Consider the following 25,626-nt stretch of genomic DNA (forward strand, 5'->3'; position numbering starts at 1 on the left):
AAATCAACGAGTTAAAGCGAAAAACTTGGGTCATTGTCCTGCAGGGGTCTGCTCGCTAAGGTCTTGATTTATATGACATCGCCGTTACGCCTATGACCCCAAGCGGAGCCTTGGGACAATCCGATGAGCGGCGGGCTTAGTACCTGCAGGGGCCCCGAACGACGCTAACTGCCTAGCTGGCACCCGAAGCCTGATGAGCACTGCCTTCGGAGTTTTGGTGGTGAACCAGAACGCTTTATAAATCAATGCCTTGCGCAACTCGCAAATTGCAAAACCAAGGCTAACCAAGGTCACCAAGGGCCAATCCAGCCTGCCCTAGGTGCAATTTAGGTGCAGTGCCGCGCGACGCGCCGCACATGCCTGCGACCGAATTCCAGCACCCGGTGTACCCTCGCTCTGGTGGGCAACCCTGCGAAAAGGGGAATCCGATGTGCTACTCATCCATGATCCGGGCCGAGCACCGCCACTTCGTGAAGAAGTACGGCGTCCACATCAGCCTGCGGCGCTACTACGAAATGTTCTGGAAGAAGCGCCAGGACGGTGGCTTGCTGAGGATCCCCAAGGCGATGCGTGCCGACTTTGCCCTGCCGGACAATGACCAGGAGCGCAAGCTTGCAGAACTGGTCGCCGAGGGCGAGCGCGAGCAGGCCAATGTTCTCGAGGCCAGGCTGTTCGAGCAGCGGGCGCGCCTGGCAGAAGCGGAGCGCGCCCTGGCCACCAGGCCGACGAAGAAGGCTGAAAACGACCGGCGCATTGCCACCGACAAGATTGGCCAGGTCCAGCGCATCCTGGCCGACCTGCAGCGCATCGAGCTGCTCGATCGGGACTTCCGGATATTCCCGGGCCACTACGCCCCTGTCATGATCGAACACGACGGCCAGCGTCTGCTGGTGCCGATGCGCTATCAGTGCCGGCTGCCCGGCTGGACCGAGGCCGACGAGCGGCGGAAGCCTGGCACCTACAACGCCCGGCGCGACAACCTGGAGCAGGCCTGGCGCAAGCTGTTTGGTCGGCATCACGGCGTCATGGTGGCGACGTCCTTCTTCGAGAACGTGCCGCGGCATCGGGTCGAGCACCGCGAGCTGGGCCCTGATGAGCCTGTGGAAAACACTGTGCTGGAGTTTCGTCCGCGGCCGCCGCAGGACATGCTGGTGGCCTGCCTCTGGTCCTTCACCAAGGGTGCGGACGAAGAAGGCGACCTGTTTTCCTTTGCCGCGATCACCGACGAGCCGCCCCCGGAAGTGGCTGCCGCCGGCCACGACCGCTGCATCATCCCGATCCGAGAGGAAAACCTCGACGCCTGGCTCCGGCCCAATCCGAAGGACCTCGACGCCCTCTATGCCATTCTGGACGACCGTGCGCCGACGTACTTCGAGCACCAGCTGGCGGCCTGATAGCTACCCGTTGCGGCGCTGGCGCCCCCCCGTCTGCCATAGCCGGGCGGCGCAGCCGAGATGAGCAGGGCCTCGTCGTCGGGCGACAGGCCTGACGGCCGCTGCCCAGGCGACGCAACACAGACTTCCCGTTCCAGAGCCCGCCGCAAGGCGATCAGGCTTTCCCTCAGACCGCTCACGGCCAGCTGGTCGAGCAAGTCCAGCGGAAGGCTGTCGGCGACCTCCCTGGCTCGCCTGGCCAAGGCGTGCAATTTCCCACAACAGCCGGCGCACTTCGGGGGAAGGGTTGCGCTCGTACGCTGCGTGCAACTCCGTCGCGGTCAGGGCTCGCGGAAAGGGGCGCGCTCGCGGATTCTTGCCGGCCGGCTGATCCGGGGAAGCGTGCGACGGTGTGGTGTTTGGGCCTCGGGATGTCACGCGCGTTTCTGGGACGACCACTGTATAAAAACACAGTATATCCAAGGGGTGCCGCTAAAATTCGTGGGGGGTCGGGAAAAAGGTAACCTTGGTAACCTGAGACCAAAAATCTCCCGCAAAGCCTTGCCAGATAAGGGATTGCGGGCTTCGGCAAAAAGGTAACATTGCGGTAACTTTCAGGTAACCAAATTACCTCTTCCAAATGTAACCTCCATGGAAATGGATCTTCAATAAAATCAATGACTTATCGACAGGTTACCTTTTTGGTTACCTCAGATTACCTTTTCAAGGTAACCAAACCATCCTTTATAAATCAATGACTTAGCGACGCTTTTCGGGGCTGGTTACCAAGGTTACCTTTTTCCCGACCCCTCCCGGGTTCTTAACTTGCCGAGTGCGCCATGTGCGGCGAATAGCGCACAACCGGAATGCGTTCCTAGCCACCCTACCTGGCAACCTCCTGCGGCCTCGCGTAGGTGCATAAATCTGCATAAGTCGCTGCACCCCGCTGACCGCCCGCCACGCCTGTACTGGCGCGGTGCTGGGCCATCCTTGCAGGTGCATAAAAACCACTCGACGAAGCGGGCAGGTGAGGCGGGGTCTCCACCGCGCGCCGAGGGGTGGAGATCGGCCTTGGCTGACAAAACTGGCAGGCGACCGGGGCGCTTTGCCCTCACTGAGGGTTAGGCGGCCCGTGACACCTATCGAGATGCAGGGAGACCCTCCTCAGGAGGCTTGGGTTTCGGAAACGAACAGAGGGGCTCTATGCGCCTCTATGTGGATCGAGCCTGCAGGCGCGACCGCGGTCAGGAGATCAGTCAAGCTGCTGGGGGGTGTCGAGTGGCCGTGGCGACCGTCTCGTGCATGTGCCGGAGCAGTTTGCCGCTGTCATCCCGTTGTGTCGGTTCTAAAGCCCGAGCGACGTGTAAGCGTGACTGCTACCATCCCTTAGGTCCAAGACAACAAAAAAGCGACAATGGCAATCGAACTTCATCCAAACTGCAAGGCCCGAATCGGGGCTATCTTGGAAGAGGCGTTAGCGGACGTGCGGGTTACAAACTCGATGTTCATCGAGCCGACTTCGATACAGAACCTACGAGCTGCCGACGCTGCGCTTCCCGCAAATGATGCGATACGAGCCAGGCTGGATGCCTTCATTAGCGAAGATCCCGTCTCAGACTTCGTTCGCGAAACCCTTAGTCGAGAATTGGGGTTCAATCAATACACGAAGGACGGGGCAACGCCACTATCTTCATTCCAGGAGTACGCAGATATACCGGCACTGGCGCGTCGCCTTGTCGACGAATTCTGCTCTCTGCCTTGGACCTATAGCCTGATGGTGGAATTGCCGGAGAGCTTGCAGCAACCTGCCTTTTCGCTTCCCCCAGAGCATCGGGCCATCTCAGATCAACTCGCTATATATGTGCCGGATGAAAATAGCGATGCACTGTATCCGTTGACTACGGGTGATGCACAGCGAGACGGGCGCCTACTTAGCAAGAGTCTTCTCTCCCTCGCGTTAGGGGTTGACGGTACCCAACCTGAGAAATGGGACAAAACAAAAGCCTATCTGCAAGTCAAGGTCAGTGGCTTTTTTGGCGAATATCAATCCACCTCGGCGGCACACGAAGCGATCTCGCTCGTGAAAGCCTTTTGTGGACTGGCTGTGGCTCTGCGTCTAGTCGTCCTGAACTCTAAATGGCGCGGAGCCGAGACACGCATCAGATCAATATCGCACCGAAACGTTGAAGGGCGGTGGCAACTTCACAAGGGGCTAGAGCTGGAAAGCAGCGACTCCCATGCCTATCAGGACCTAGCCTTCGAAGATTTTAACGGCGCCATTGCGACAGACGAGCAAAAGGTATTGCGACTCGCTTCAGTGCTGAGCAGAATGCGAGCGGCGCTTGCGTCTTCGTACAGCAGCAGACTATCGCTTGCGGCGCAATGGCTGTTCGATAGCGTCGCCGCATCTGGCGAGCTTCTGTCGTTCGTTCAAGCAACTGTAGCGATCGAGATCCTATTGGGCGACAAGGCGGTTTCTGACCTCATGGGGCTAGGCGAGCTGCTTCGGAACAGATGTGCATACCTCATCAGCACAGGCCAAGCACAGCGCGACGAAATCATGAAAGACTTCCGGTTGATTTATGACGTCCGGTCGAAGATCGTCCACACGGGAAAGCAAAAGCTCAACCGCGGCGAGCAGGAGCTTTTGCAGAAGCTGAGATGGATGTGCGCACGCGTCATACAGCGAGAAATCGAGCTCCTCATCGCCGACAATGCAAACGGTCAGAGACCGTAATTTTCAAACCGAACAACCTGTTGTCCCATCCATTCGTTGGCTTTGGGCGCAGAACTTGGCGCTGAGACAACGCGCCGTAACGGAGATTCAATTGGTCGAGGGAGAAGTAAAAAGACAGCGCGGTGCCCTAGCGATAGGCACTACTAGGGAGACAATTCAGCGACTAAAGCAGCGTCTGCGGTGGAAAGCGTATTGGCGCTTTCCGAATTTGATTAAGGCGCCAGACGCTGACCCGAAATATGAAGAGGAGCGTGACCGCAAGAAGAACGCCGCTACTCAGGTGCCGAATGACGAAGAGCTCAGTGTCCCGATGCTGTTCGGTGCTGAGCTCTATGGACCAGCCGAGATCGATCGTTTGTATGCAGACTTGAAACGTTTGGGCTGGGACACTCCGCGCTTCCGTTCAACTTTGCCGAATGTCATACAGTGGATACGTGACCAGAGGTTGTACGGCTCCGAAGGGCACTTCAACGTTGGCATCGTTGTTCGAAAGACCGACAAGCGCTTTTTGCACCCGTCCTATCTGTTGGAACTTCCCGAAGAATTTGACTACCTGACCGTAACAATCTACCAGCTTTCCGCCTCACTTACGTGTGTTCTTGTAGGGATGGCCCTCACCGAGCAAAGCGCATCCTGGTACAACGACGAACTCGCCAAACTTCGCAAGACAAAGAGCGTCCGAAACCCGAAGGACCGGTTCATCTCCATTCTGGGCGCGGATCACCAAAAGCGCCGCTCGATCGAAGAGGCCAGGGAGCGCTATCGGGGACTCGTGACAAACTGGTTTAAGAGGGAACTGCCCGGTTTCTTCTCGAACGAGGCTGGGGTCTCGAGACTGCCAACTGCTGAGGTCATCACGACGATTCGTCAGCACATGTTTGCCCCACCAAACGAATTCGTTCGAGACGAATGGCGTCGCATGATTTGGGACCGGGGGTATCGAAGAATCTGGACCGATTCCGGTTGCCCCGGCTTGCAACTTGCAATCGGCGAACTGGAAGACGAAGCGCGACATCACTCGGTTATCGGCTTTCGCACAAGCGATGTAGCCGACAGTGACTTGCAACACTTTGGAGGACGCACAAAGTATGCGCTACTCACCTTCTGCTACGAACGGATCGAAGGTGTGCTTGTCCACTATGCATGCACCGCCTTCCTGCAGGAGGCATCTCGGACGCTCAAGCTCAGCAGAGAGCAGCTCTTTGCCAAGAAGGGCCGCAAGGAAATACTTGTGGTCCTCGAGCGGATAAGTGATTTCTTTCGCGCGTCAACTGGCAACCCTGCTGTCGCTACGGACCTCCTTAAGAACAAACCTCTGATCTCGTACAAGCACCATTGCAACGGATTTGTCGGCAGCAGTCTGTTTGCTAACGACAAAGACCTCGACCTTGCCGAGGTGTTACACAGCCGAGTAAGACACTTAGCCGAAGAGTTTATCGAGGACGAGGAAGCAACAAGGCAGCAGTTCGATCAGTTGTCCTCAATCCTCAGTACGAAGGAAAGCATCAGGACGCAGAGGCGTATGGAGGTTATCACTGTCATTGCTCTTGTGGTCGCGTTGGCATCGCTCGTTGCGGCACTTCCTCCGATCACGGCATGGGCTAAGTCGATAGAATCGCTCCGCAGCGCAATAGTGAAGATGTAACACGGCTCCGAGAGTCAGTGATCAAGGCGCGGCAACAGTTCCCAACGGGCATTGAGCTACGCTCTATTGTCGCCAAGAGAGTACGGCTCGAACCGGATAACCTCTTGGCCTAGCCAGGAGTTCACTTCCATGAGCCGGTCCTGCAACGGCTTGACTTCATTGCGTGCGAAGACCATAGCGGCCTTCTCCGCGTCGCCGAAGCCGCCGGTGTTGTTTGGGATGATGCCCATCAGCTGCGGTGGCACTCGGTGCGCGGCCAGCTGGTCGTCGCGGGTCACGTTCTTGATGTTCCAGAACTCGTCTTTGGCCGCCACCTCGGAGACCGGCAGCAGCTGGATGCCATCCTTCTTGCCGTTGGGCGCGTACATGAACAGGTTGCGGAAATTGCCCGGGCCCTTGCTGTTCTTGAGCGCCTCGCGCAGTTTGTCGACGTCTTCCTGCTTCTGCGCGGCGTCGGTCATGTAGAGGATGAAACCGGCGTGGCTGCCGTTTTTGTAGTAGCGTCGCCGGAAAAGCGTGGCGGCCTCGTTGAGCCAGGTGGCATTGAGCGCCGATAGGTATTCGGGCAGCCCGTACACCTCCTGGTTGATGTCCGGCTCCAGCAAGTGAAAAACGCTGCCCCGCTTGAAGGCGTGCTTGTCCTGCCAGTTCTGCACGAAGAAGTAGCTCCCCATATCCACGCCGCGGCGCATGTATTTGGCTAAAGCCGGCTCCAGGCAGATGGGCCGGCCCAGCACGTTGTCCCGTCGTTCCAGATAGCCGTTGCCGAACACCAGGAAGTCCTGCACCCAGCGCGCGAATGCCGAGCGCGACAGCAGCTTGTGCGGAATGAAGGTTGACACCAGGATGTTGCGCTTCACGTAGATGGGCGAGCTGTTATGCACCGCGGCCCGGAAGCTGCGCGCCAGGCCATCGAAAGGCAATGGTGGCTCGAACCATTCCCCCACGCGCATGCACTCCACATAGTCGAGCAGCTCCCGGCGATCGAGGACGGCGACCGGATCGCCAAAGCTGAATGTCTCAGCCCCAGCTGCGGCGGGTGTCTGCGCGGCCCCCCCATTGACATGGTTTGCAACAGCCGCATCGCGGCGCCTCTTCTTGCGGGTCATGAGAACTCCATGATGCTGGTGTTGGTCGTGGTCACGCCTTCGATCGGCTCGTGGGCCAGTGCGTGCATGCAGGCCCAGGCCAGATCGGCGTGGCTGGTTTCTTCCGAACGGCCGGCTTGGTAGGTCACGCGGCCGCCGGCGGCAGTTGTGGTCTTGCGGATGGACATGAACGAGGAGGAAAAGTCCGTCCAGCCGGCATCGAACTCCAGCCGGCCCTTGCTGATGACGTCGGTGGCCTTGAGGACCAGGCTGGTCTTCACGTCCACGGAATAGGTGAAGCCCTGCGTGTCCGGGCGGGAGACGAGGACCTTCTTGTAGACGGCATCACCCACCCCTGTGCGGTCGATGCCGATGTAGGTCACGTTGTAGCGCTCGCAGACCTTCAGGATTGCGCCGGCCTGCTCTTCGTAGTCGATGCCGCGGAACTGGTGCTTCTCCAGCACCCGGAACTTGCCGCCCGGCACCAGCGGCGGCGCGACGACGACCAGCGCTGCGCTGTCCCCACCCCCGCCGTTGGGGTCGTATCCGATCCAGACTTCGCGGTTGCCCAGAGGCCGCGGCGACCAGTGCCGGAAGTCTTCCCACACCTCCCAGCTGTCGACCATGCACCGCATCAGCATCGACAGCGGGAACACCGACGCCGTGTCATCAATGAACCCGCACATCAGCAGGTTCTCGAAGTCCGCATCGCTGTACTCGCGGCGAAGCTGTTCAAGGTCGAATAGGTTGCAGCCCCCGCGCACCGCATCCTCGACGGTCACGACCTGGCGCCATTGCCCGTCGGCGCAGCGCCGGCCAGCCTGCAGGTGCGCATGGCTCACGTCGACCTGTACGTGCTGGTCTTTCCTTCGGCCGCGGTTGAACAGTGCGCCAGACCAGAACGGATAGGCCTCATGTGCAAGGCTTGATGGCGTCGAGAAATACGTCTGTCGCCACTTCGCATGGATGGCCATGCCGGAGGCCACCTTGCGCAACTCCTGGAAGCGCTGGATCCAGAAGTACTCGTCCAGATAGAGGTTGCCGTGGTAGCTCTGGGCCGTGCGCGCGTTGGTGCCGAGGAAGTACAGCGTGGCGCCGTTGGGCAGCACCATCGGATCGCCTTTCAGCTCCACGCCGGCGGCATCCTTGGCGAACTGGATGATGTAGTGCTTGAAGACGTGGGCCTGCGACTTGCTGGCGGACAGGAAGATCTGATTGCGGCCGGTAGTCAGCGCATCAATGAAGGCTTCGCGCGCGAAGTACCAGGTGGCGCCGATCTGCCGGCTCTTCAGGATGTTGCGGATGCGCTCGACAAGGCCGGCCTCGTACCAGGTGCGCTGGTAGTCGAACATCGAATCCATGAAGGCGTCGACCAGCTGCTCTTGCTGTTCGTCGCTGATCGCGTTGCGCTCAGGTTGCTTGCGCGGCCCGCGGTTTCGGTTGGCCACCTTCGGGTTGAGATCGGCCTCATTGGCACTGTCTTCATAGCGGCGCACGCGCGCCAGACGCTCCATCTGCCGGCCCAGCAGATCGATCTCCTTGTAGTCCTTGCCCTCCTTGACATCCTTCGCCACCAGTCGCGCCATGCGCGTCTCGATGCTGGTACCAATGCGCTCGACGGCATCAGCCTCGTCCCATCGCTCTCGGCGCTTCCAGCTGTGAACGGTCGCTGGCTTGACGCCGAGCACCTCAGCGATACGAGCGACGCGGTAGCCCTGCCAGTAGAGCGCACGCGCAATGCGGCGCGGCCCCATTTCTGGATCGAATGACAGCAGGGACAGAGGGGGAAGCGTAGTCATGCCGCAACGCTACCGTTCGCGCGCGCGCGTGCCACCTCGCCTGTGTTGTGTCAGGGATGCCGACAACAGCCCATCGTTGCCCGCGCGTGACACGGCGCCGAAGATGGCAACACCAACACGGAACCACGCCAATATGAGGACACCATGGCCGGCAAGAACCCGAAGTTTTTCCGCATTGCCACCGAAGGGGCGACCAGCGACGGACGCGTGATCGACCGCGAGATGCTGGTGCAGATGGCGGTCAGCTATGACCCCAGCACCTACGGCGCACGCATCAACCTGGAACACATCCGCGGCATCGTGCCCGATGGCCCATTCAAGGCGTATGGCGACGTGCTCGCACTCAAGACTGAAGAGGAAGGCGGCAAGATGCGCCTCTATGCGCAGCTCGACCCGACTGCCGAGCTGATCGCCTTCAACAAGGCCCGGCAGAAGGTCTTCTGCTCGATGGAAGTGCAGCCCGATTTCGCCGATACCGGCGAAGCGTATCTGGTTGGCCTGGCCGTCACGGACAACCCTGCCAGCCTGGGCTGCGAGATGCTGCAGTTCAGCGCCAAGGCCAAGGCGAACCCGCTGGCCGATCGCAAGCAGGACCCGAGCAATCTGTTCTCCGAAGCCGTGGAAGTCGACCTCGACTTTGCCGACGAGCCAACGACGACCACCGTGCCCGGCGCCGGCTTCGCCGCCAGCATCAAGAAGCTCTTCGCCCGCCAGGACAAGTCCGAGGCAGGCAACGATGCGCGCCACGCCGACACGCAGGAAGCCGTTCAAGCCATCGCCAAGGAGGTGCAGTCGATGGGCGAGACCTTCACCAAGGCCATGGACGGTGTGACGAAGCGTCTGGATGCGCTGCAGGCCGACCAGACCAAGGGCAAGGAAGATTTCAGCACGCTCAAGAGCGCGCTGGAGAGGAAGGAAGACTTCAGCCGCCGCCCCCCCGCCACCGGCGGCGACGGCAAGGTCATCGAAACCGACTGCTGAGCCGGCCCCCGGACAGCGACAACACCCCCTCTAACCCGGAGCCAACTCAATGCGTAACGATACCCGCCAGAAGTACGCGGCATACGAGGCCAAAGTGGCCGAGATCAATGGCGTCGATCGCGTGGACCGCAAGTTCAGCGTGCAGCCGAGCGTCCAGCAGAAGCTGGAGACCAAAGTGCAGGAATCCAGCGAATTCCTCGGCCGGATCAACGTCTATGGCGTGACCGAGCAGGAAGGCGAGAAGATCGGACTCGGCGTGTCCGGTCCGGTGGCCAGCACCACTGACACCGCTGCCCAAGATCGCCAGACCAGCGACATCGCCGCCCTGGACGACCGCCGCTACCGCTGCGAGCAGACCAACTCGGACACCCACATCACCTACCGCATGCTGGATGCCTGGGCCAAGTTCCCCGATTTCCAGACCCGTATCCGCGACGCCATCCTGCGCCGCCAGGCGCTGGACCGCATACTGATCGGCTTCAACGGCGTGAGCCGCGCCGCCACGTCCAACCGCGCCACCAACCCGATGCTGCAGGACGTCAACAAGGGCTGGCTGCAGCACCTGCGCGAAGAAGCCCCGGAGCGCGTGATCGATTCGGGCAAGGCTGTCGACAAGATCGTCGTCGGCGGCCCCGACTCGAATGTCGCGCGCGACTACGCCAGCCTGGACGCCCTGGTCTTCGACCTGTGCAGCCACCTGATCGCGCCGTGGTACGCCGAGGATCCGGACCTGGTGGTGGTGTGCGGTCGCCAGCTGCTGGCCGACAAGTATTTCCCGCTGCTGAACAAGGACCGCGACCCGACGCAGAAGCTGGCCGCCGACATCATCATGAGCCAGAAGCGCATCGGCAACCTGCCGGCCGTGCGGGTGCCCTACTTCCCGCCGGATGCCCTGCTGGTGACGCGCCTGGACAACCTGTCGATCTACTACCAGGAAGGCTCGCGCCGCCGCACGATCGTGGACAACGCCAAGCGCGATCGCATCGAAAACTACGAGTCCAGCAACGATGCGTATGTAATCGAGGATCTGGCTTGCGCTGCCATGGCCGAGAAGATCGAGGTGGCCGCCGAATGACGAGTCCCGCCCGCAACCATTTTCTGCGCGTGAGCGCCCAGCGGGCAGCCGCCTCAGCCGAGGCGGAGAACCCGCTGCGCCACGCCTCGGGCCACGAGCTGATGCTGGCGCAGTTGGCCGAGCACAAGCGGCAGCTCAAGCTGATCCAGTCGATCGAACGCAAGGCCGAAGCCAAGCGCGCCATGCTTCCCGCCTACGCGGCTTGGGTGCAGGGGGTGCTGGAGGCGGATGCCGGCGTGCAAGACGAGGTCTTCATGTCGGTCATGGTCTGGAATATCGACGTGGGCGACTTCGCCGGCGCGCTGCCTCTGGCGAGCTACGCCATCCGGCACGGCCTGGTCATGCCTGACCAGTACCAGCGCACCACGGCCTGCCTGATAGCGGAGGAGTACTCCGCCATGACGCTGAAGGCCGTCGAGGCCGGGCAACCGGTCGACGTGGAGACCCTGGGCCATGTCGGCATGCTGGTTAATGACCAGGACATGCCCGACGAGGTCCGCGCCAAGCTGCACAAGGCGGTGGGCTATGCGAACGCCGCCCTGGTCGACAGCACGCCGCCGGACCGGCAGCAGGACCGGCGCGAGTTCGCACTGCGCAACCTGCGCCGCGCCCTGGAGCTGCACGACAAGGTCGGCGTGAAAAAGGACATCGAGCGCCTCGAGCGCGAGATCAAGAACGCAGCCCAGGCCGGCGCTAAGGAGGGCGACGGCCGCGGCTGACACCGAGCGTGACCCCGCGCATCAGGCGGCACGGGGCAACCCAGCGGCGCGCCCGGCCTCACGGCCAGCAGACCAACCCGGTTGCCCCGTCCACCGCCTCCAGATTCCAGCGAACCCATGTCTTCCTTCATCGCCACCGCTCCCGCCAGCACCGGCCAGGCGCCGATCGCCAACGACGGCTTCTTCCCCGAGCTGGATTTCGCGCAGGCCCTGGCCACGATGCGCCAGGACGGCACCGTGACGCCGGATCGGCTGCGCGCCGCGCTGGTCGAGGCCGCCCTGTCGGTCAATGAAGAGCTGGCCACCTGGCAGGCAGACCAGCAGGCCGCTGGCCACGCCACCCTGGAAGCGGTGCCGGCGCCAAGCGTGGACGGCAAGTCGGCCCATGTGCATCGCTACCTGCGGGCCGTGTACTGCCAGGCACGCGCGGGCTTGATCGAACGGTACCGCGACTATGACGCCACTGCCAGCGGCGACCGCCAGGCGGAAACCATGATGCTGGCCGTTGACGACCTGCGCCGCGACGCGCGCTGGGCCATCAGCGACATCCGTGGCATCACGCGCACCACCGTGGATCTGATCTGATGCGCGTCCGCACTGTCCAGGGCGACACCGTAGACAGCGTATGCCAGCGCATATACGGGCGCACCGCCGGCGTCACCGAGGCAGTCTTCGAAGCCAATCCCGGCCTGGCCGACCTCGGCCCGGTCCTCCCTCACGGCACGGTCATCGATCTGCCGGACACCCCTCCACAGCCCGCCGTACAGCGCGTGCAGCTGTGGGACTGAACCCCAAGGACTTGACCATGGCTGAACCCAGCACCACCGCCGCGCTCGCGGTTACCAGCGTCGGTGCCATCACCCTGCTGCCAGGCGTGGATGCCGCGACCGTGCTCGGCGCTTTCGCCGGCGCGGCTGTGTTCGTGCTGAACGCAGATGAGATGTCGACGCCCAAGAAGCTGGCCTTCCTGGTGCTCTCCATGGTGGCCGGTTGCCTGGCCGCGCCGCTGGCCGCCGCCCTGATCGCCAAAGCCCTGCCCACGGATACCGCGGTCAGCCATGGCGTGGGCGCCCTGGTCGCGTCCGCGGTGCTTGTCAAGATCCTGCTGGCGCTGATCCGGCTGGCCGGCAACAGCGACAGGCTGATCACGATCATTCGAGGCAACAGCCAAGGAGGCAACAAGTGACCCTGCTCTTCCTCATCCAGGCGGCCTTGTGCGCACTGATCGCCGCCCGCTTGCTCCTGTTCCGGCGCGACGGCGCCGCCCACCGGCCCTGGGCCTCCCGGCTGGCCTACCTGCTGATCGTGCTGGCCGGGTCCGTCACCATCGGCGTGCTGTTCGGGCGTTACGAGTGGGCGCTGCTGGCGCAGAACGGCATCACCGCCGTGATGTGCCTGGCGGTCTATGCCGTGCGCGGCAATATTGTGGAGCTGTTCCGCATGACCGGCGTGTCCGATGGCGGCAGTTCCTGGCTGGTGCGTTTCCTTCGGAGTTCCTGCCATGACGATCCTGCGACGCGGTGATGTGGGCGCCGAGGTGCGCGAGCTGCAGCGCTTGCTGCGCCTGCGCGGCGCCGCCCTCGACCTGAATGCCGAGTTCGATGCGGCCACGCTCGCGGCCGTGATGGCCGCCCAGTCGCGCTATGGCCTGGTGGTGGATGGCGTCGCCGGCCCCAAGACGCTGGCGGCCTTACAGCGCGATCGAAAGCAGGCCGAGCACCTGACGGCGGCGGATCTGCAGCGAGCCGCGGACAAACTGGGCGTGCCGGTAGCGGTGGTGCGCGCGGTCAACGAGGTGGAGAGCCGCGGCAGCGGCTTCCTGCCGGACGGTCGGCCGGTGATCCTGTTCGAGCGGCACATCATGTACCGCCAGCTGCGGGCCGCCGGCCACGACGCCGACGCGCTGGCCCGGCAGTATCCGAACCTCGTCAATCCGGTGCGCGGCGGGTATGTGGGGGGCGCCGGCGAACACATGCGCCTCGCGCAGGCTGCAGCCATTGACCAGGCGTGCGCCCTCGCCTCGGCCAGCTGGGGCCTCTTCCAGATCATGGGGTACCACTGGGAGCTGCTCGGCTTCACCAGCGTGCAGGAATTCGCCGAAGCCATGCGCATGTCCGAAGCGGCCCAGCTCGATGCCTTCGTGCGCTTCATCCTGGCCGATCCTGCCCTATTGCGTGCGCTGCGCGCCAAGCAGTGGGCCACCTTCGCGCGGCTCTACAACGGCCCGGCCTACAAGGAAAACCTGTACGACGTGAAGCTGGCGCGTGCTTTCGCGCGCTACGACGTCGAGGAAAAGGAGCCGGCATGAATCGCACCCTCGCCCTTGTCCTCGCGGCGCTCGCCGCTCTGCTGACTGCGGCCGGCGCCGCTTCCTGGGTAACCCACCGCTACCACGCCGCCGTCAAGCGCGCCGACGATGCAGTGGCGGAAGCGGCCAGCCTGCGCATGCAGATCGACAACACCGACAGCAGCATCGTGACCGTCACCGAATACGTCGACCGTGTCCAGACCATCCGGGTCAAGGGCGACACCATCATCAAGGAGGTTCCCCGCTATGTCACCGTTCAAGCTGATGCCGCCTGCACTGTTCCTGTTGGCTTTGTGCGCTTGCACGACGCCGCCGCCACCGGTGACGTGCTCGACTCGGATCCCGGCGATTCTGATGCGGCCCCCTCAGGCGTTGCACTCTCTGCCGTCGGCAGTACCGTCGCAGCCAATTACACCGTCAACAACGAAACAGCCCAGCAGCTGAGCGCGCTGCAGGCGACACTGCGCGCCCAGGGCGTGACCATCATCGGGGAGGATCCTGCGCCATGATGAAGCCAGCCAGCCTGCGCGAGGCGCTCACTGCCGCGGTGCCCGACTTGGCGCGCAATCCCGAAAAGCTGCACATCTTCGTGGACGAGGGCCGCGTCGTCGCCACGGGCGCCCGGTCCCTGTCCTTCGAATATCAGTACACACTCACGATGATCGTGGTGGACTTCGGCGACAGCTCGAACGCCATCATGGTGCCGCTCCTGGCCTGGCTGCGGGTCAACCAGTCCGAGCTGTTCTTCAATCCCGACCTGCAGCGCAACGGCGTCAGATTCGAAGCGGACATCCTCAACCATGACACCGTCGATCTGGCCATCAAGGTGCCGCTGACTGAGCGCGTCACCGTCAAGGTGGCCGACGGTGGCTACCAGGTCACCCACCAGCCGGAGCCCGTCAACGAGGGCGACGACCCCGCGAGCTGGTTTCCGCCTGCGCCATGAACGATCTGGACGAGCTCACCGCGTGGGCGAGTGCATTGCTGGTCAAGCTGGAGCCGGCTGCCCGCCGATCCCTTCTCCGCGAGGTGGCCACCGAGATGCGCCGACGCCAGTCGGCGCGCATCGCCGAACAGCGCAACCCGGACGGCACCGTTTTCGAGCCGCGGAAGCCGCAACTGCGCCTGCGCCCGGGCCGCGTGCGTCGCACGATGTTCAACCGGCTACGCACCACGCGCTTCATGAAGGTCCAGTCAGACCCGAACTCGGCAGTGGTCACCTTCGCAAGCCGGGCGCTTCGCATCGCGGAGGTCCACCAGTACGGGCTGCGCGACCGTGTGAACAAAGCAGGCATGGAGGTGCAGTACGCGCGCCGGGAATTGCTTGGCTTCGCCGACGGCGACGTGGAGCGCATCACGGACCTGGTACTGGCCCATCTCGCTGCGTAGCGCTGCGGCCCCTTCTGTTGTGAGCCAGCGGGCCACAACACCCTTTGCGTGACCGGCCCGCGCGCGCACGGCACTCTGGCAGGCATGGACCTCGCCGAAATCCTCCGTCTGATCGAGAACCTGCTGCGCGTCGGCACCGTTGCCGAAGTTCAGCACGGCATGCCGCCGCGCGTGCGCGTCACGGCTGGCGGCATCACCACGACCTGGCTTCCCTGGGTAGAGCGCCGCGCTGGTGCCACGCGCACCTGGAACCCGCCGACCGTCGGCGAGCAGGTGCTGCTGTTCTGCCCGAGCGGAGATCCGGCCAACGGCGTGATCCTCGCGGGCATCCCCTCCGATGCTAAGGACGTCCCCAGCCACGACCCCAGCGAGACCGTCACGCAGTACCCGGACGGCGCCATGACCCGTTACAACCACGCCGCAGGCGCGCTCTTCGTGGGCGGCTTCAAGACCGTGGTCCTGGAAGCTGACACCAGCGTGCTGGTGAAGTGCCCCAGCACCACCTTCGACGGCGACGTGACCGTCAAGGGTCTGTTCTCTTACCAGAACGGCATCGCCGGCCAGGGCGGCAGCAATGGCAACGCCATCAAGGGAGATTTCACGCACCAGGACGGCGCCCTCTCCTCCAACGGCGTGGTCCTGGACGACCACGATCACGGCGCCGTGCAGCGCGGAGGAGATTGGACGGAGGGCACCCGATGACCTATGCCGGCCTGAACAGCGCCACTGGGCTCGCCATCAGCGATCTGGCGCACATCTGGCAGTCCATCCGCGACATCCTCACGACGCCTGTTGGGACGCGCGTCATGCGCCGCGCCTACGGATCGGAAGTGCCGATGCTGATCGACCAACCCTTGAACGGCATGACCCGCCTGCGCGTGATGTCGGCGGCTGTGGCAGCCATTGTCAGATGGGAGCCGCGCGTTCAGGTGAATGCCGTGTCTTTCGTCGTTGATGGCGAAGGATCTATGTCGGTGGATCTGGACGCGGATCGCATCGACGGTCCCCGCAGCAGCCCCTTGGGCAAGCTGTCCATTCCTCTGCGCGAGGCAAAACAATGAGCGGACCGATCGACCTTTCACGCCTCGCCACACCAGACGTTGTCGAGACCATTGATTACGAAACGATCATCGCCGAACGGAAGGCGCGGTACATCAGCTTCTATCCTGTCGACCAGCAGGCCGAAGTCGCCAAGACGCTACAGCTCGAATCCGAGCCGGTGGTCAAGCTGATTCAGGAGAACGCTTACCGCGAGACGGTATTGCGTCAGCGCGTCAATGACGCCGCACGCGCGCGCATGCTTGCCTATGCCAAGGGCAAGGACCTTGAGCACATCGCAGCGAACTACAACGTGGAACGACTGGTGGTCACGCCTGCAGATGACACCACAGTGCCGCCAACGGCCGCCGTCATGGAAGATGACGATTCCCTTACTGAACGCACCCAGCTTGCATTCGAGGGGCTTTCCACGGCAGGTCCGCGCGAGGGCTACAAGTTCCATGCGCGAAGCGCAGACGGCCGTATCGCCGATGTCAGCGCTATCAGCCCCGAGCCGGCCGAGGTTGTCGTGACGGTGCTCGGCAAGGATGGCGACGGATCCGTCGGGGCCGATGTCCTGGCCAACGTGGAGGCTGCGTTGAGCGACGAGGACGTGCGGCCGCTGGCTGACCGCGTGACCGTCCAGCCGGCGAGCATCACGCACTACCAGATTGACGCGACGGTATACACAAAGACCAGCGGCCCGGAGCGGGAGCTGGTCCTTGCAGAGGCCGCGAGGCGTATTGATGCGTACCGGAAAGAAAGCCGTCGCCTGGGCCGCGACATCGACCGTTCTGCGATCAACAACGCGCTGTTTGCCGAGGGTGTCTCCCGTGTCGAGATTCGGCTGCCGGCCGAGGATGAGGAACTGGATGAGACGCAGGCCGCGTATTGCACGGGCGTGAACATCATCGATGGGGGCGCACGTGAGTAGCCTGCTGCCACCCAACGCCACCCCGGTCGAGCGCAATCTCGCCGCGGCCGGCGCCGCCATCGATGCCATCCCTGTCCCGGTCCGTGACATTGGCGACCCGAAGAAGTGCCCTGCGGGCGTATTGCCCTTCCTCGCTTGGGAGCGCTCAGTCGACCGATGGGATCCGAAGTGGCCGGAATCGATAAAACGTGCGGTCATTGACACCTCCTTCTTTGTGCATGAGCGCAAGGGGACGGTCGGTGCAATCCGTCGCGTGGTCGAGCCGCTTGGTTACCTGCTCAGCGTGGTGCCCTGGTACCAGATGGTTCCGCCAGGCCGGCGCGGCACATTCCAGCTGGAAATCGGTGTGCTCGATATCGGAATCACCGAGCAGATGTACGAGGAGCTGGAACGCCTTATCGATGACGCGAAACCGCTATCGCGGCATATGACTAGCCTGGTCATCAGCATGGTGACGCGCAGCTCGATCTACCACTCTGCGGTTGCCTTGCTCGGCGAAGAGCTGACCGTCTATCCCTATATCCCTGAAGAAGTCGTTGTCAACGGGATGATTGGCGCCGTGGGTTCGGCGCACACCATTGACACGCTCACTGTTTCCCAATAGGACGCTATGTCTCAGACCTTCTTCATCATCCCGACCGCCGCAGGCGAGGCCAAGATCGCGCGTGCTCAGGCATTGGGCCTGCCCCTCAAGTTCACCCACATGGCCGTTGGCGATGGCGGCGGCGCTCTGCCTGTCCCGAATCGAGAGCGCAGCGAATTGGTCAACGAGCAGCATCGCGCCCCGTTGAACACCTTGAAGGTTGACCCGACGAACAGCAGCCAATACATCGCCGAACAGGTGATCCCCGATAGCGTCGGCGGCTGGTGGATTCGAGAACTCGGCCTGTACGACGAAGACGGCACGCTGTGCTACTACGGCAACTGTCCCGAGACATACAAGCCACAGCTCGCCGAGGGCTCTGGCCGTACTCAGGTGATGCGCATGGTCGTTCTCGTCTCGTCCGGCGTGTGCGTTGAGATCAGGGTCGACCCTTCGATCGTCCTCGCCACGCGCCAGTATGTCGACGATGAGATTTTGGTCATAGAGAAGGCACTGCTCGATGCCAGCCAGGGAGACTCTTTGGTCGCCGTACAGCAGCCTTACGAGGGGGCGGTTCCCCGCACTCAGCACGACAAGAACACCGAGCGCGTGACCTTTTTCGATTTCATGAATGTCTTCGAAAGAGCTGATGCGCTATCGCCGGCGCCAAAGCTCGACCATACACGTGCGATCGATAGTGCGCTTGAGGCAATGGCGCTGGGCGCCAAGCGAATTGGCGCGAACGCTGGCCGCTTCAACTACAGCGGTACGGGTTTTGAAGTGCTTCAGGGGTGCATCCTGGAGGGCGAAGGCATCGACTATTGGGATACCTTCCGCCCCGACCCAATCAACCTGATGAAGTCGGATCAGGCCGGTACAACGATCTACTTCTGTGGTACTGGACCGAAGGTCCATACGCTACAGAACATCACCAACTACCGAGAGCCGAAGACGCTGAATGATCGAACCTTCAGCTTCACGGAGTTCACGCTCAACGACTCTGCCAACGGCTCACCCGCGACGCCGAAGCCATTTAGCGCTGCAGTCATCATTAACAAGAACTCGCAGTTGCGGAACATAAGGTTGGTTGTCAACTGTGATCAGCTTGCCGGCTACAACGACCCAAGCCGTCTGGCACTCGGAGACGACTGGGACATCGGCGTTTGGGCTAGGGGTGCGAATGACTGCGTCGTGCACAACGTTCAGGCCGTTGGCTATTGGAGGATGGGTGCGTGGTTGCTGACGGAGAACGATGGCACCTTCAGCGAGGTCGGAAATGCCGAGCGCTGCAGCTTCACGAAATGTATGGGCCAGGGTCGACGTGGGCTCCTGATCCGCAACGCACCACAAGTTCCTGTCGTATCCAACACCGACCACACTGTCACCGTCAAGTACAACCCGTCGTGCCGCTTCACGGCTGTCGACAGCTTCCGAATCACGGAAACCAAACAGACCTATACCTACTCAGGGTATGAGGTCATTGGCGATGACTTGCGCCTGACAGGTGTGACGCCGGCCTTGCCTGCAGCGGTGTCGGTACTGCGCGCTCCGAACCAGGGGTGCGGCTTCAGTGCCTCCGTGTTTAACGATTGCTTGTTTGCAACGCTGGATCACGCCAGCAGGATGCCGTCTTCGTTCTTTGGCATCGGTGAAGCCGCTGCGGTAGAAGCTGACGGATTTCCCATCCGAGCGGTATCCTTCAACAACACGAAGTGGCAGACAACCCGGGACGCTGGCCTCTGCCTGCTTGGAGACATCAGGGACTGGAAGCTTACATCAACGTGCCAGTGGGAGAACGGTGCAGCTATTGCGTACCACAATAGCGAAGGCGTCGGTTACACAGAAAACTTCCGCATGGAAGGAGAGATCGGGGCGAGCGTTGATCTGACGCACTTCAACCCCCGGTCTGCGTGGCTGCCGTATTTGCAGATACCCACGCAACTGACAGATGGCAGCTATGTGTCCAGGCCATGGCGGGAAGCGTCTGTGCGCCTGGAATCCGCCGGTGGCATTCACCTGTACGAGTATCGGCTGGCTGACCGCTCCGTTCGCATGCGTAATGCGAACAATTTTGAATTTGTCCATTCAAATGGCGCGACGGATGAAACGGTCTTTGCCGGCAACAACATCTCGTTCAAGAACTCCGTCGGCACACCGCTGCTTTCGATGTTCAACACGTCACTCAATGCCAGCTTTGCAGCGAATGTGACAGCCGGCAATGACCTGGTGTCAACGAACAACACGCGACCGGCATCCGACAACACAAAGAGTTGTGGTACGCCTGCTCAGCGCTACAGCGTCATGCATGCCGGGACCGCCGCCATCAGCACATCTGACGAGCGGCAGAAGAGCTTCATTGAGGAAATCGATGATGCTGCGCTTGATGCCTGGGAACAGGTTCACTTCCAACAGTTCAAGTTCCTGGACGCTGTTGCACGAAAAGGTGAGGACGGTGCCCGCTGGCATTTCGGGGTGATCGCACAACGAGTGAAGGATGCCTTTGAAGAGGCGGGCCTGGACCCCTTTGCATTCGGTCTACTTTGCTATGACGAATGGCCAGAGCAATACGAGACCATCGCCGTCACCGAAGCCATTGAGGTGGTGGACAAGGACGGAGAAACGCGCATCGAGAATCGCTCTCGCGAGATCGAAACCTTAGTCAAGCCAGCCGGCAACGCATATGGGATCCGATATGAGCTGGCGCTCTGTCTTGAGGCTGCGGTGCAACGTAGGCGATGTGCGCGGCTTGAGCATCGTGTCGTTCAACTCGAAACTCGCGCGGGGTTGCAATGAAGAAGCGGTACTGCACCTTATGGAGCGGCGCCCCGGACGGCATAAATGACTGTTGTCACCAGCATGATCGCGACTACGGCATAAACGGAACGGTCACGCGTGCCGTGGCAGATCGGCGGCTAAGAGAATGCGTCACGGCGGGTGGTGGCCCGCTGCCCTGGCTCAGGGGCTGGATGATCTGGGGCATTGTGCGCTGCGTGGGCTGGGTTCGATACATACCAAAGCCACCATCTTGATCCGTGTTGTGCAGAGACTTGGCACAACACCTTGCACACGACAGACACGCGCGTGCGAGACATCCTACCGAGAGCATCTTGCAAATGGCGGGCTTTCCCGGAGGATTACATGCCAACCGACTACCATCACGGCGTTCGTGTCATCGAGATCAACGAAGGCACTCGCCCCATCCGCACCATTGCCACCGCAGTGCCTGGCATCGTCTGTACCGCTGAGGACGCCGATGCCACGATGTTCCCTCTCAACACGGCTGTCCTGCTGACCAACCCGATGAACTCCATCGGCAGGGCTGGGGACGAAGGCACGCTGGCGAAGACGCTCGACGCCATCACCGACCAGGCCAACCCGCTGACCGTGGTGGTCCGTGTGGCCGAGGGTGCCAGCGAAGCGGAGACCACCAGCAACCTGATCGGCACCACGACGGTCGACGGGCGCTATACCGGCATGAAGGCATTGCTGGCAGCCAAGAACCGCTTTGGCGTGACGCCGCGAATCCTGGCCATCCCCGGCCTGGACAGCCTGCCCGTGGCCACCGAGCTGGCCGGTATCGCCCAGAAGCTGCGCGCCTTTGCCTACGTGTCGGCGTTCGGCTGCGAGACCAAGGAGGAAGCGGCGGCCTACCGCGACAACTTTGGCCAGCGCGAACTCATGACGATCTGGCCTGAGTTCGTCGGCTGGGACACCGTAGCCAACGCCGAAAGAACGCTGTGGGCAACCGCCCGTGCTGCCGGCCTGCGCGCCAAGCTGGACGAGGAAGTGGGCTGGCATAAGACCTTGTCCAACGTCGCAGTCAACGGCGTGACCGGCCTGTCGAAAGACGTGTTCTGGGATCTGCAGGATCCCGCCACCGATGCCGGCTATCTCAACAGCAACGAGGTGACCACTCTGGTCAATATCCAGGGCTTCCGCTTCTGGGGCTCGCGTACCTGCTCGGCAGATCCGCTCTTCGCGTTCGAGAACTACACCCGCACTGCCCAGGTTCTTGCTGACACCATGGCCGAAGCCCATGCCTGGGCCATGGATCTGCCCATGACGCCCTCCCTGGTGCGCGATCTGCTGGAAGGCATCAACGCGAAGATGCGCAACCTGGTGCGCAATGGCTACCTGCTGGGTGGTGAAGCGTGGTTCGACGGCGACGTCAACACCAAGGACACGCTCAAGAACGGCGAGCTGGCCCTCGATTACGACTACACGCCGGTGCCGCCGCTGGAAAACCTCAAGCTGCGCCAGCGCATCACCGACCGCTACCTGATGCAGTTCGCGCAGGCCGTCACGGCCTGACCGTAGCAGCCCCGGCCAACCCGACAAGGACAACCCCATGGCACTGCCAAGCAAACTAAAGCATTTCAACGTTTTCGCCGACGGCGTCTCCCACGCCGGCGAGGCTGAGGAAGTCACCCTGCCGAAGCTCACCCGCAAGCTGGAGGAGTACCGGGCGGGCGGCATGAACGGCCCGATCGACATCGACCTGGGCAACGAGAAGCTGGAACTGGAGGCCACCTATGGCGGGCTGATGCGCACGATCCTGAAGCAGTACGGCGTCACCAGTGCCGATGCTGCTTTGGTCCGCTTTGCCGGTGCCTATCAGCGCGACGACACCGGTGCAGTGGATGCGGTGGAGGTCGTCGTTCGCGGCCGCCACACCGAACTGGACTTCGGCAACGCCAAGGCGGGCGACAACAGCCAGTTCAAGGTCAAGTCGTCGCTGAGCTACTACAAGCTGACGGTGAACGGTGAAGTGTGGATCGAACTCGATCACATCAACTTTATCGAGGTCGTCTTCGGCGTCGACCGCATGGCCGAGCAGCGCCGCGCGATCGGCCTTTAACGCCGCCCTTGGCCGGCGCATTGCCGGCCGTGTCCACTTCATTCTTCCGGACTGACCACCATGAATACCCCTGTGACCACCACCGTGCCGCTGGAAACCCCGATCAAGCGCGGCGAGCAGACCATCACCGAACTGACCGTCCGCAAGCCGTCCGCTGGCGAACTGCGCGGCTGCAGCCTGATGGACCTGATGCGCATGGAAGTTACCGCGCTGCACACCGTGCTTCCGCGCATCACCACCCCGACGCTGACGCAACACGATGTCAGTCAGATGGATCCCGCCGACCTGACGCAGCTGGCCACCACGGTGAGCAATTTTTTGCTGCCGAAGGCGGCGAAGGGCGAGGAATTCCCGACCGAGTCGAAGACGCCATCGCCGACGTTGCAGTGATCTTCCACTGGCCTCCCGAGCACCTGTTTGGGATGGGCCTTGCCGAACTGATGGACTGGCGCGAGCGCGCCAGAGAACGAAGCGGAGCGGATGAATGAGCACCCCACGGAACCTGAAGCTTGAGGTGCTGCTGCAGGCCGTGGACCGGGTTACCCGCCCGTTTCGTTCGATGGCGGGCAGCAGCACCGAGCTGGCGCGCGCGGTCAAGGCCACGCGTGATCAACTCAAGGAGCTGAATCGGGCCCAGGCCAACATCGACAGCTTCCGCAAGCTGTCCAAGGACGCGGCCATCACCGAGAACCAGCTGCGCGCGACGCAGGCCAAGGTGAAGGCCCTGTCGCAGGAGATGGCGGCAGTGGACAAGCCCACGGCGGCCATGGCCCGAGGGTTCCAGGCTGCCGTGCGCGAGGCCCAGGCGCTCAAGCAGCGCGGCGGCGAGCTGCAGCAGAACCTTGCCGCTGTTCGGGGGCGGCTCGAAGCTGCCGGCATCAGCACCGCCAGCCTCGGACAGGCGCAGCGCGACCTGCGCGGGCAGATCACCAGCACATCGCAGGCACTGGCGCAGCAGGAAGCCCGCTTACGGGCAGTTGGCGAGCGCCAGCGGCAGATGGCTGCCGCCCATGCGCAATACCAGAAGGGCATGGCGGCACGAAATGCCGTGCTTAACACCGGGGTGTCCACGATGGCGGCCGGTGGCATCACCCTGACGCCCATCTCCAAGGCGGTGAAGGACTATGTCAGATTCGAGGACGCCATGCTGGGCATCGCCCGCCAGGTGGACGGCGCCCGGGACGATGGCGGCAAGCTCACGCAGGTCTATTACGACATGGCGCGCCAGATCAAGCGCCTTGGAGAAGAGCTGCCAATCCCCACCACGGCCATCGCAGAGATGGTCACCGCCGGCGCCCGCATGGAGGTGCCCCGCAATGAGCTGATCGCGTACACCCGCACCGTGGCGATGATGGCCACGGCCTTTGATGCCGTGCCGGACGAGATCGCCGAGAGCATGGGTAAGGTGGCCAAGAACTTCCGGATCCCGACCAACGCGATCATGGGGCTGGCCGACACGATCAACTACCTGGACGACGACGCGATCAGCAAAGGCAGCGACATCATCAACGTCCTCAACCGCATCTCCGGTGTGGTGTCCACCGTGGCGATGCCGGCCGCCGACGCCGCAGCCCTCGCCTCTACCCTGCTGACGCTGGGCGAGCGCACCGAGACCGCCGGCACCGCCATCAACGCCATCACCCAAAAGTTCGCGGCGGCCGAGAAAGGCACCAAGAAGTTCCACGCCGCGGTGGCCGAGATCGGCCTGACCACCCAAGAGATCCAGAAGGGCATGGCCACCGATGCCACCGCGACCATTTTCAAGGTGGTAGACGCCGTCCGGAAGCTGCCCAAGGACAAGCGCATCGGCGTCATGGTGGAGCTGGTCGGTATGGAGCACTCGGACACCCTGGCCAAGCTGGTCGACAAGCCTGATGAGTTCCGCCGGCAGCTGGAGCTGGCCAACGGGTCGAAGGCCCAGGGGTCGATGAAACGCGAGTTTGGCGCACGGCAAGAGACGGTGTCGGCCCGCTGGGCGCGCTTGCAGAACCAGGTGTTCAATTCGAGCAGCGCCAGCGGCGAGGTCCTGCGCGCGACGCTGGTCGGCCTGATGGATACCTTCGGCAACCTGATGCGCCGCTTCGACGCCTTCACTGAGGCCAATCCTGCCCTGATGGGTTGGCTCATCAAGGGCGCCGCAGCAGCTGGTGTGCTGCTGACCGTGCTGGGGGCCCTTACCGTTGCCATGGCCGCTGCCCTGGGGCCGATGGTGATCGCCCGGTACGGGATGGCCATGCTCGGGATCCAGTTGGGCGGCGGTGCCGGCATCGTCGCGCGCCTCGCCTCTTCCTTCAAATTCCTGATGGGCGTCGCCGGTACTGTTGGCCGTCTCTTCCTGCTGAACCCGATCGGGCTGGCAATTGCGGCCATCGGCGTGGCGGCGTACTTGCTCTACAAGTACTGGGAGCCGGTCAAGGGCTTCTTCACTGGCCTGTGGAACCAGGTGACCGCGGCATTCCAAGGCGGGCTGACCGGCGTGCTGGCCCTGGTGGCGGACTGGTCGCTGATGGGCGCGCTCTACAACGTAGTGGCGCCCGTGCTGCGCTGGTTCGGCTTCGATCTGCCGGCGCGGTTCAGCGAATTCGGCGCCAACCTGCTGCAGGGCCTGGTCAACGGCATCACCAGCCGGCTGGGCAGCGTCCGGGACACCATCGTCGGCATCGGCGACAGCGTGGTCGGCTGGTTCAAGGAGCGGCTGGGCATCCACTCCCCGAGCCGCGTGTTCGCGCTGCTGGGCGGCTTCACCATGGCCGGGCTGGAGCAGGGTCTGGAAGGCAACCAGGCCGGCCCGCTCGGCGTCGTTGCGCAGGTGGCCAAGGTGCTGGCCGGCATCGGCGCCGGCATCGGCGCCGGCATGGTCATCGGCACCGGGCAGGCCGCCGCCAAAGTCGCCATCGACACGCGCCCGCCGATTTTCGCCGGAGGCAGCACCGGCGCCGCGGCACCGGCTGCCGCGCTGGGACCGATCGTGATCCACATCCACCCCCCGGCCGGGAGCAGCGAACAGCTGATTGCCCGCATGGTGGCCGAGGAGATCCGGCGGCTTGAAGCCCAGCGCGGCGCCCAGGCACGCTCGCGCTTCACCGACAGGGATTGACC

26 protein-coding genes are annotated in these 25,626 nt (G+C 62.7%); 24 read left to right on the forward strand and 2 right to left on the reverse strand.

Annotated features, from left to right (window positions below; translation table 11 throughout):
- Positions 1 to 428 precede the first annotated feature (428 nt).
- The 3 genes from JTE92_RS23940 (at position 429) to JTE92_RS23950 (ending at position 5,755) form a co-directional block, all read left to right on the forward strand.
- Positions 429 to 1,394, forward strand: coding sequence for an SOS response-associated peptidase family protein (locus tag JTE92_RS23940; RefSeq protein ID WP_063238215.1), 966 nt, complete (start codon positions 429 to 431; stop codon positions 1,392 to 1,394).
- 1,393 nt (positions 1,395 to 2,787) lie between these two features.
- Positions 2,788 to 4,110 carry a HEPN domain-containing protein gene (locus tag JTE92_RS23945; RefSeq protein ID WP_147318571.1) on the forward strand — a complete coding sequence of 441 codons (1,323 nt, stop codon included), beginning with the start codon at positions 2,788 to 2,790 and terminating at the stop codon, positions 4,108 to 4,110.
- 91 nt (positions 4,111 to 4,201) lie between these two features.
- Entirely contained in the window at positions 4,202 to 5,755 is a 1,554-nt protein-coding gene (locus JTE92_RS23950; RefSeq protein WP_147318572.1) for a hypothetical protein, read from the forward strand.
- A 56-nt stretch (positions 5,756 to 5,811) separates the two neighbouring features.
- Here the strand turns inward: JTE92_RS23950 and JTE92_RS23955 are convergent, their stop codons facing one another.
- Both JTE92_RS23955 and JTE92_RS23960 read right to left on the reverse strand, forming a co-directional pair.
- The gene (locus JTE92_RS23955) at positions 5,812 to 6,864 is read right to left on the reverse strand and encodes a phage portal protein (protein ID WP_063238218.1); all 1,053 of its coding nucleotides are present in this window, start codon (positions 6,862 to 6,864) and stop codon (positions 5,812 to 5,814) included.
- Positions 6,861 to 8,642 carry a terminase ATPase subunit family protein gene (locus tag JTE92_RS23960; RefSeq protein ID WP_063238219.1) on the reverse strand — a complete coding sequence of 594 codons (1,782 nt, stop codon included), beginning with the start codon at positions 8,640 to 8,642 and terminating at the stop codon, positions 6,861 to 6,863. The genes JTE92_RS23955 and JTE92_RS23960 overlap by 4 nt, the downstream gene beginning before the upstream one ends.
- Positions 8,643 to 8,786: 144 nt before the next feature.
- Between JTE92_RS23960 and JTE92_RS23965 the strand changes: the two genes are divergently transcribed.
- The 21 genes from JTE92_RS23965 to JTE92_RS24065 all read left to right on the forward strand — a co-directional run bounded on the left by JTE92_RS23965 (position 8,787) and on the right by JTE92_RS24065 (position 25,624).
- The gene (locus JTE92_RS23965; RefSeq protein ID WP_063238220.1) at positions 8,787 to 9,623 is read left to right on the forward strand and encodes a GPO family capsid scaffolding protein; all 837 of its coding nucleotides are present in this window, start codon (positions 8,787 to 8,789) and stop codon (positions 9,621 to 9,623) included.
- 49 nt (positions 9,624 to 9,672) lie between these two features.
- Entirely contained in the window at positions 9,673 to 10,698 is a 1,026-nt protein-coding gene (locus tag JTE92_RS23970) for a phage major capsid protein, P2 family (RefSeq protein ID WP_063238221.1), read from the forward strand.
- The gene (locus tag JTE92_RS23975) at positions 10,695 to 11,417 is read left to right on the forward strand and encodes a phage terminase small subunit (RefSeq protein WP_063238222.1); all 723 of its coding nucleotides are present in this window, start codon (positions 10,695 to 10,697) and stop codon (positions 11,415 to 11,417) included. Before JTE92_RS23970 ends, JTE92_RS23975 begins: the two co-directional genes overlap by 4 nt.
- Before the next feature lie 117 nt (positions 11,418 to 11,534).
- Positions 11,535 to 12,002: a head completion/stabilization protein gene (locus JTE92_RS23980; protein ID WP_063238223.1), complete on the forward strand. Its 468-nt coding sequence runs from the start codon at positions 11,535 to 11,537 to the stop codon at positions 12,000 to 12,002.
- The gene (locus tag JTE92_RS23985; protein WP_063238224.1) at positions 12,002 to 12,205 is read left to right on the forward strand and encodes a tail protein X; all 204 of its coding nucleotides are present in this window, start codon (positions 12,002 to 12,004) and stop codon (positions 12,203 to 12,205) included. The genes JTE92_RS23980 and JTE92_RS23985 overlap by 1 nt, the downstream gene beginning before the upstream one ends.
- Before the next feature lie 17 nt (positions 12,206 to 12,222).
- Positions 12,223 to 12,603 (forward strand): putative holin, encoded by a 381-nt coding sequence (locus tag JTE92_RS23990; RefSeq protein WP_063238225.1) that lies wholly within the window; start codon positions 12,223 to 12,225, stop codon positions 12,601 to 12,603.
- Positions 12,600 to 12,941: a phage holin family protein gene (locus tag JTE92_RS23995; RefSeq protein WP_063238226.1), complete on the forward strand. Its 342-nt coding sequence runs from the start codon at positions 12,600 to 12,602 to the stop codon at positions 12,939 to 12,941. The genes JTE92_RS23990 and JTE92_RS23995 overlap by 4 nt, the downstream gene beginning before the upstream one ends.
- Entirely contained in the window at positions 12,919 to 13,725 is an 807-nt protein-coding gene (locus JTE92_RS24000) for an N-acetylmuramidase domain-containing protein (protein WP_063238227.1), read from the forward strand. The genes JTE92_RS23995 and JTE92_RS24000 overlap by 23 nt, the downstream gene beginning before the upstream one ends.
- On the forward strand, positions 13,722 to 14,234 hold the full coding sequence (locus JTE92_RS24005; protein ID WP_063238228.1) for a hypothetical protein: 513 nt from the start codon (positions 13,722 to 13,724) through the stop codon (positions 14,232 to 14,234). The genes JTE92_RS24000 and JTE92_RS24005 overlap by 4 nt, the downstream gene beginning before the upstream one ends.
- Positions 14,231 to 14,671 (forward strand): phage tail protein, encoded by a 441-nt coding sequence (locus JTE92_RS24010; RefSeq protein ID WP_063238229.1) that lies wholly within the window; start codon positions 14,231 to 14,233, stop codon positions 14,669 to 14,671. The genes JTE92_RS24005 and JTE92_RS24010 overlap by 4 nt, the downstream gene beginning before the upstream one ends.
- Positions 14,668 to 15,114 (forward strand): phage virion morphogenesis protein, encoded by a 447-nt coding sequence (locus JTE92_RS24015; protein ID WP_063238230.1) that lies wholly within the window; start codon positions 14,668 to 14,670, stop codon positions 15,112 to 15,114. Before JTE92_RS24010 ends, JTE92_RS24015 begins: the two co-directional genes overlap by 4 nt.
- Positions 15,115 to 15,198: 84 nt before the next feature.
- Positions 15,199 to 15,816 carry a phage baseplate assembly protein V gene (locus JTE92_RS24020; protein WP_063238231.1) on the forward strand — a complete coding sequence of 206 codons (618 nt, stop codon included), beginning with the start codon at positions 15,199 to 15,201 and terminating at the stop codon, positions 15,814 to 15,816.
- Positions 15,813 to 16,175: a GPW/gp25 family protein gene (locus tag JTE92_RS24025; RefSeq protein WP_063238232.1), complete on the forward strand. Its 363-nt coding sequence runs from the start codon at positions 15,813 to 15,815 to the stop codon at positions 16,173 to 16,175. Before JTE92_RS24020 ends, JTE92_RS24025 begins: the two co-directional genes overlap by 4 nt.
- Positions 16,172 to 17,086 (forward strand): baseplate J/gp47 family protein, encoded by a 915-nt coding sequence (locus JTE92_RS24030; RefSeq protein WP_063238233.1) that lies wholly within the window; start codon positions 16,172 to 16,174, stop codon positions 17,084 to 17,086. The genes JTE92_RS24025 and JTE92_RS24030 overlap by 4 nt, the downstream gene beginning before the upstream one ends.
- Positions 17,079 to 17,690 carry a phage tail protein I gene (locus JTE92_RS24035; protein WP_063238268.1) on the forward strand — a complete coding sequence of 204 codons (612 nt, stop codon included), beginning with the start codon at positions 17,079 to 17,081 and terminating at the stop codon, positions 17,688 to 17,690. The genes JTE92_RS24030 and JTE92_RS24035 overlap by 8 nt, the downstream gene beginning before the upstream one ends.
- 6 nt (positions 17,691 to 17,696) lie before the next feature.
- Positions 17,697 to 20,462 (forward strand): phage tail-collar fiber domain-containing protein, encoded by a 2,766-nt coding sequence (locus JTE92_RS24040; RefSeq protein ID WP_063238234.1) that lies wholly within the window; start codon positions 17,697 to 17,699, stop codon positions 20,460 to 20,462.
- A gap of 345 nt (positions 20,463 to 20,807) precedes the next feature.
- On the forward strand, positions 20,808 to 21,980 hold the full coding sequence (locus JTE92_RS24045; protein ID WP_063238235.1) for a phage tail sheath protein: 1,173 nt from the start codon (positions 20,808 to 20,810) through the stop codon (positions 21,978 to 21,980).
- A 37-nt stretch (positions 21,981 to 22,017) separates the two neighbouring features.
- Complete coding sequence (locus tag JTE92_RS24050) at positions 22,018 to 22,527, forward strand: phage major tail tube protein (protein WP_063238236.1); 510 nt, start codon at positions 22,018 to 22,020, stop codon at positions 22,525 to 22,527.
- 60 nt (positions 22,528 to 22,587) lie between these two features.
- Positions 22,588 to 22,917, forward strand: a complete 330-nt coding sequence (locus JTE92_RS24055) for a phage tail assembly protein (protein ID WP_063238237.1) — start codon at positions 22,588 to 22,590, stop codon at positions 22,915 to 22,917.
- Complete coding sequence (locus JTE92_RS24060) at positions 22,899 to 23,015, forward strand: GpE family phage tail protein (RefSeq protein WP_198065761.1); 117 nt, start codon at positions 22,899 to 22,901, stop codon at positions 23,013 to 23,015. Before JTE92_RS24055 ends, JTE92_RS24060 begins: the two co-directional genes overlap by 19 nt.
- Positions 23,012 to 25,624, forward strand: a complete 2,613-nt coding sequence (locus tag JTE92_RS24065) for a phage tail tape measure protein (RefSeq protein ID WP_063238238.1) — start codon at positions 23,012 to 23,014, stop codon at positions 25,622 to 25,624. The genes JTE92_RS24060 and JTE92_RS24065 overlap by 4 nt, the downstream gene beginning before the upstream one ends.
- The last annotated feature ends 2 nt before the right edge of the window (positions 25,625 to 25,626 follow it).

The organism is Cupriavidus oxalaticus (assembly GCF_016894385.1).
GTDB lineage: Bacteria > Pseudomonadota > Gammaproteobacteria > Burkholderiales > Burkholderiaceae > Cupriavidus > Cupriavidus oxalaticus.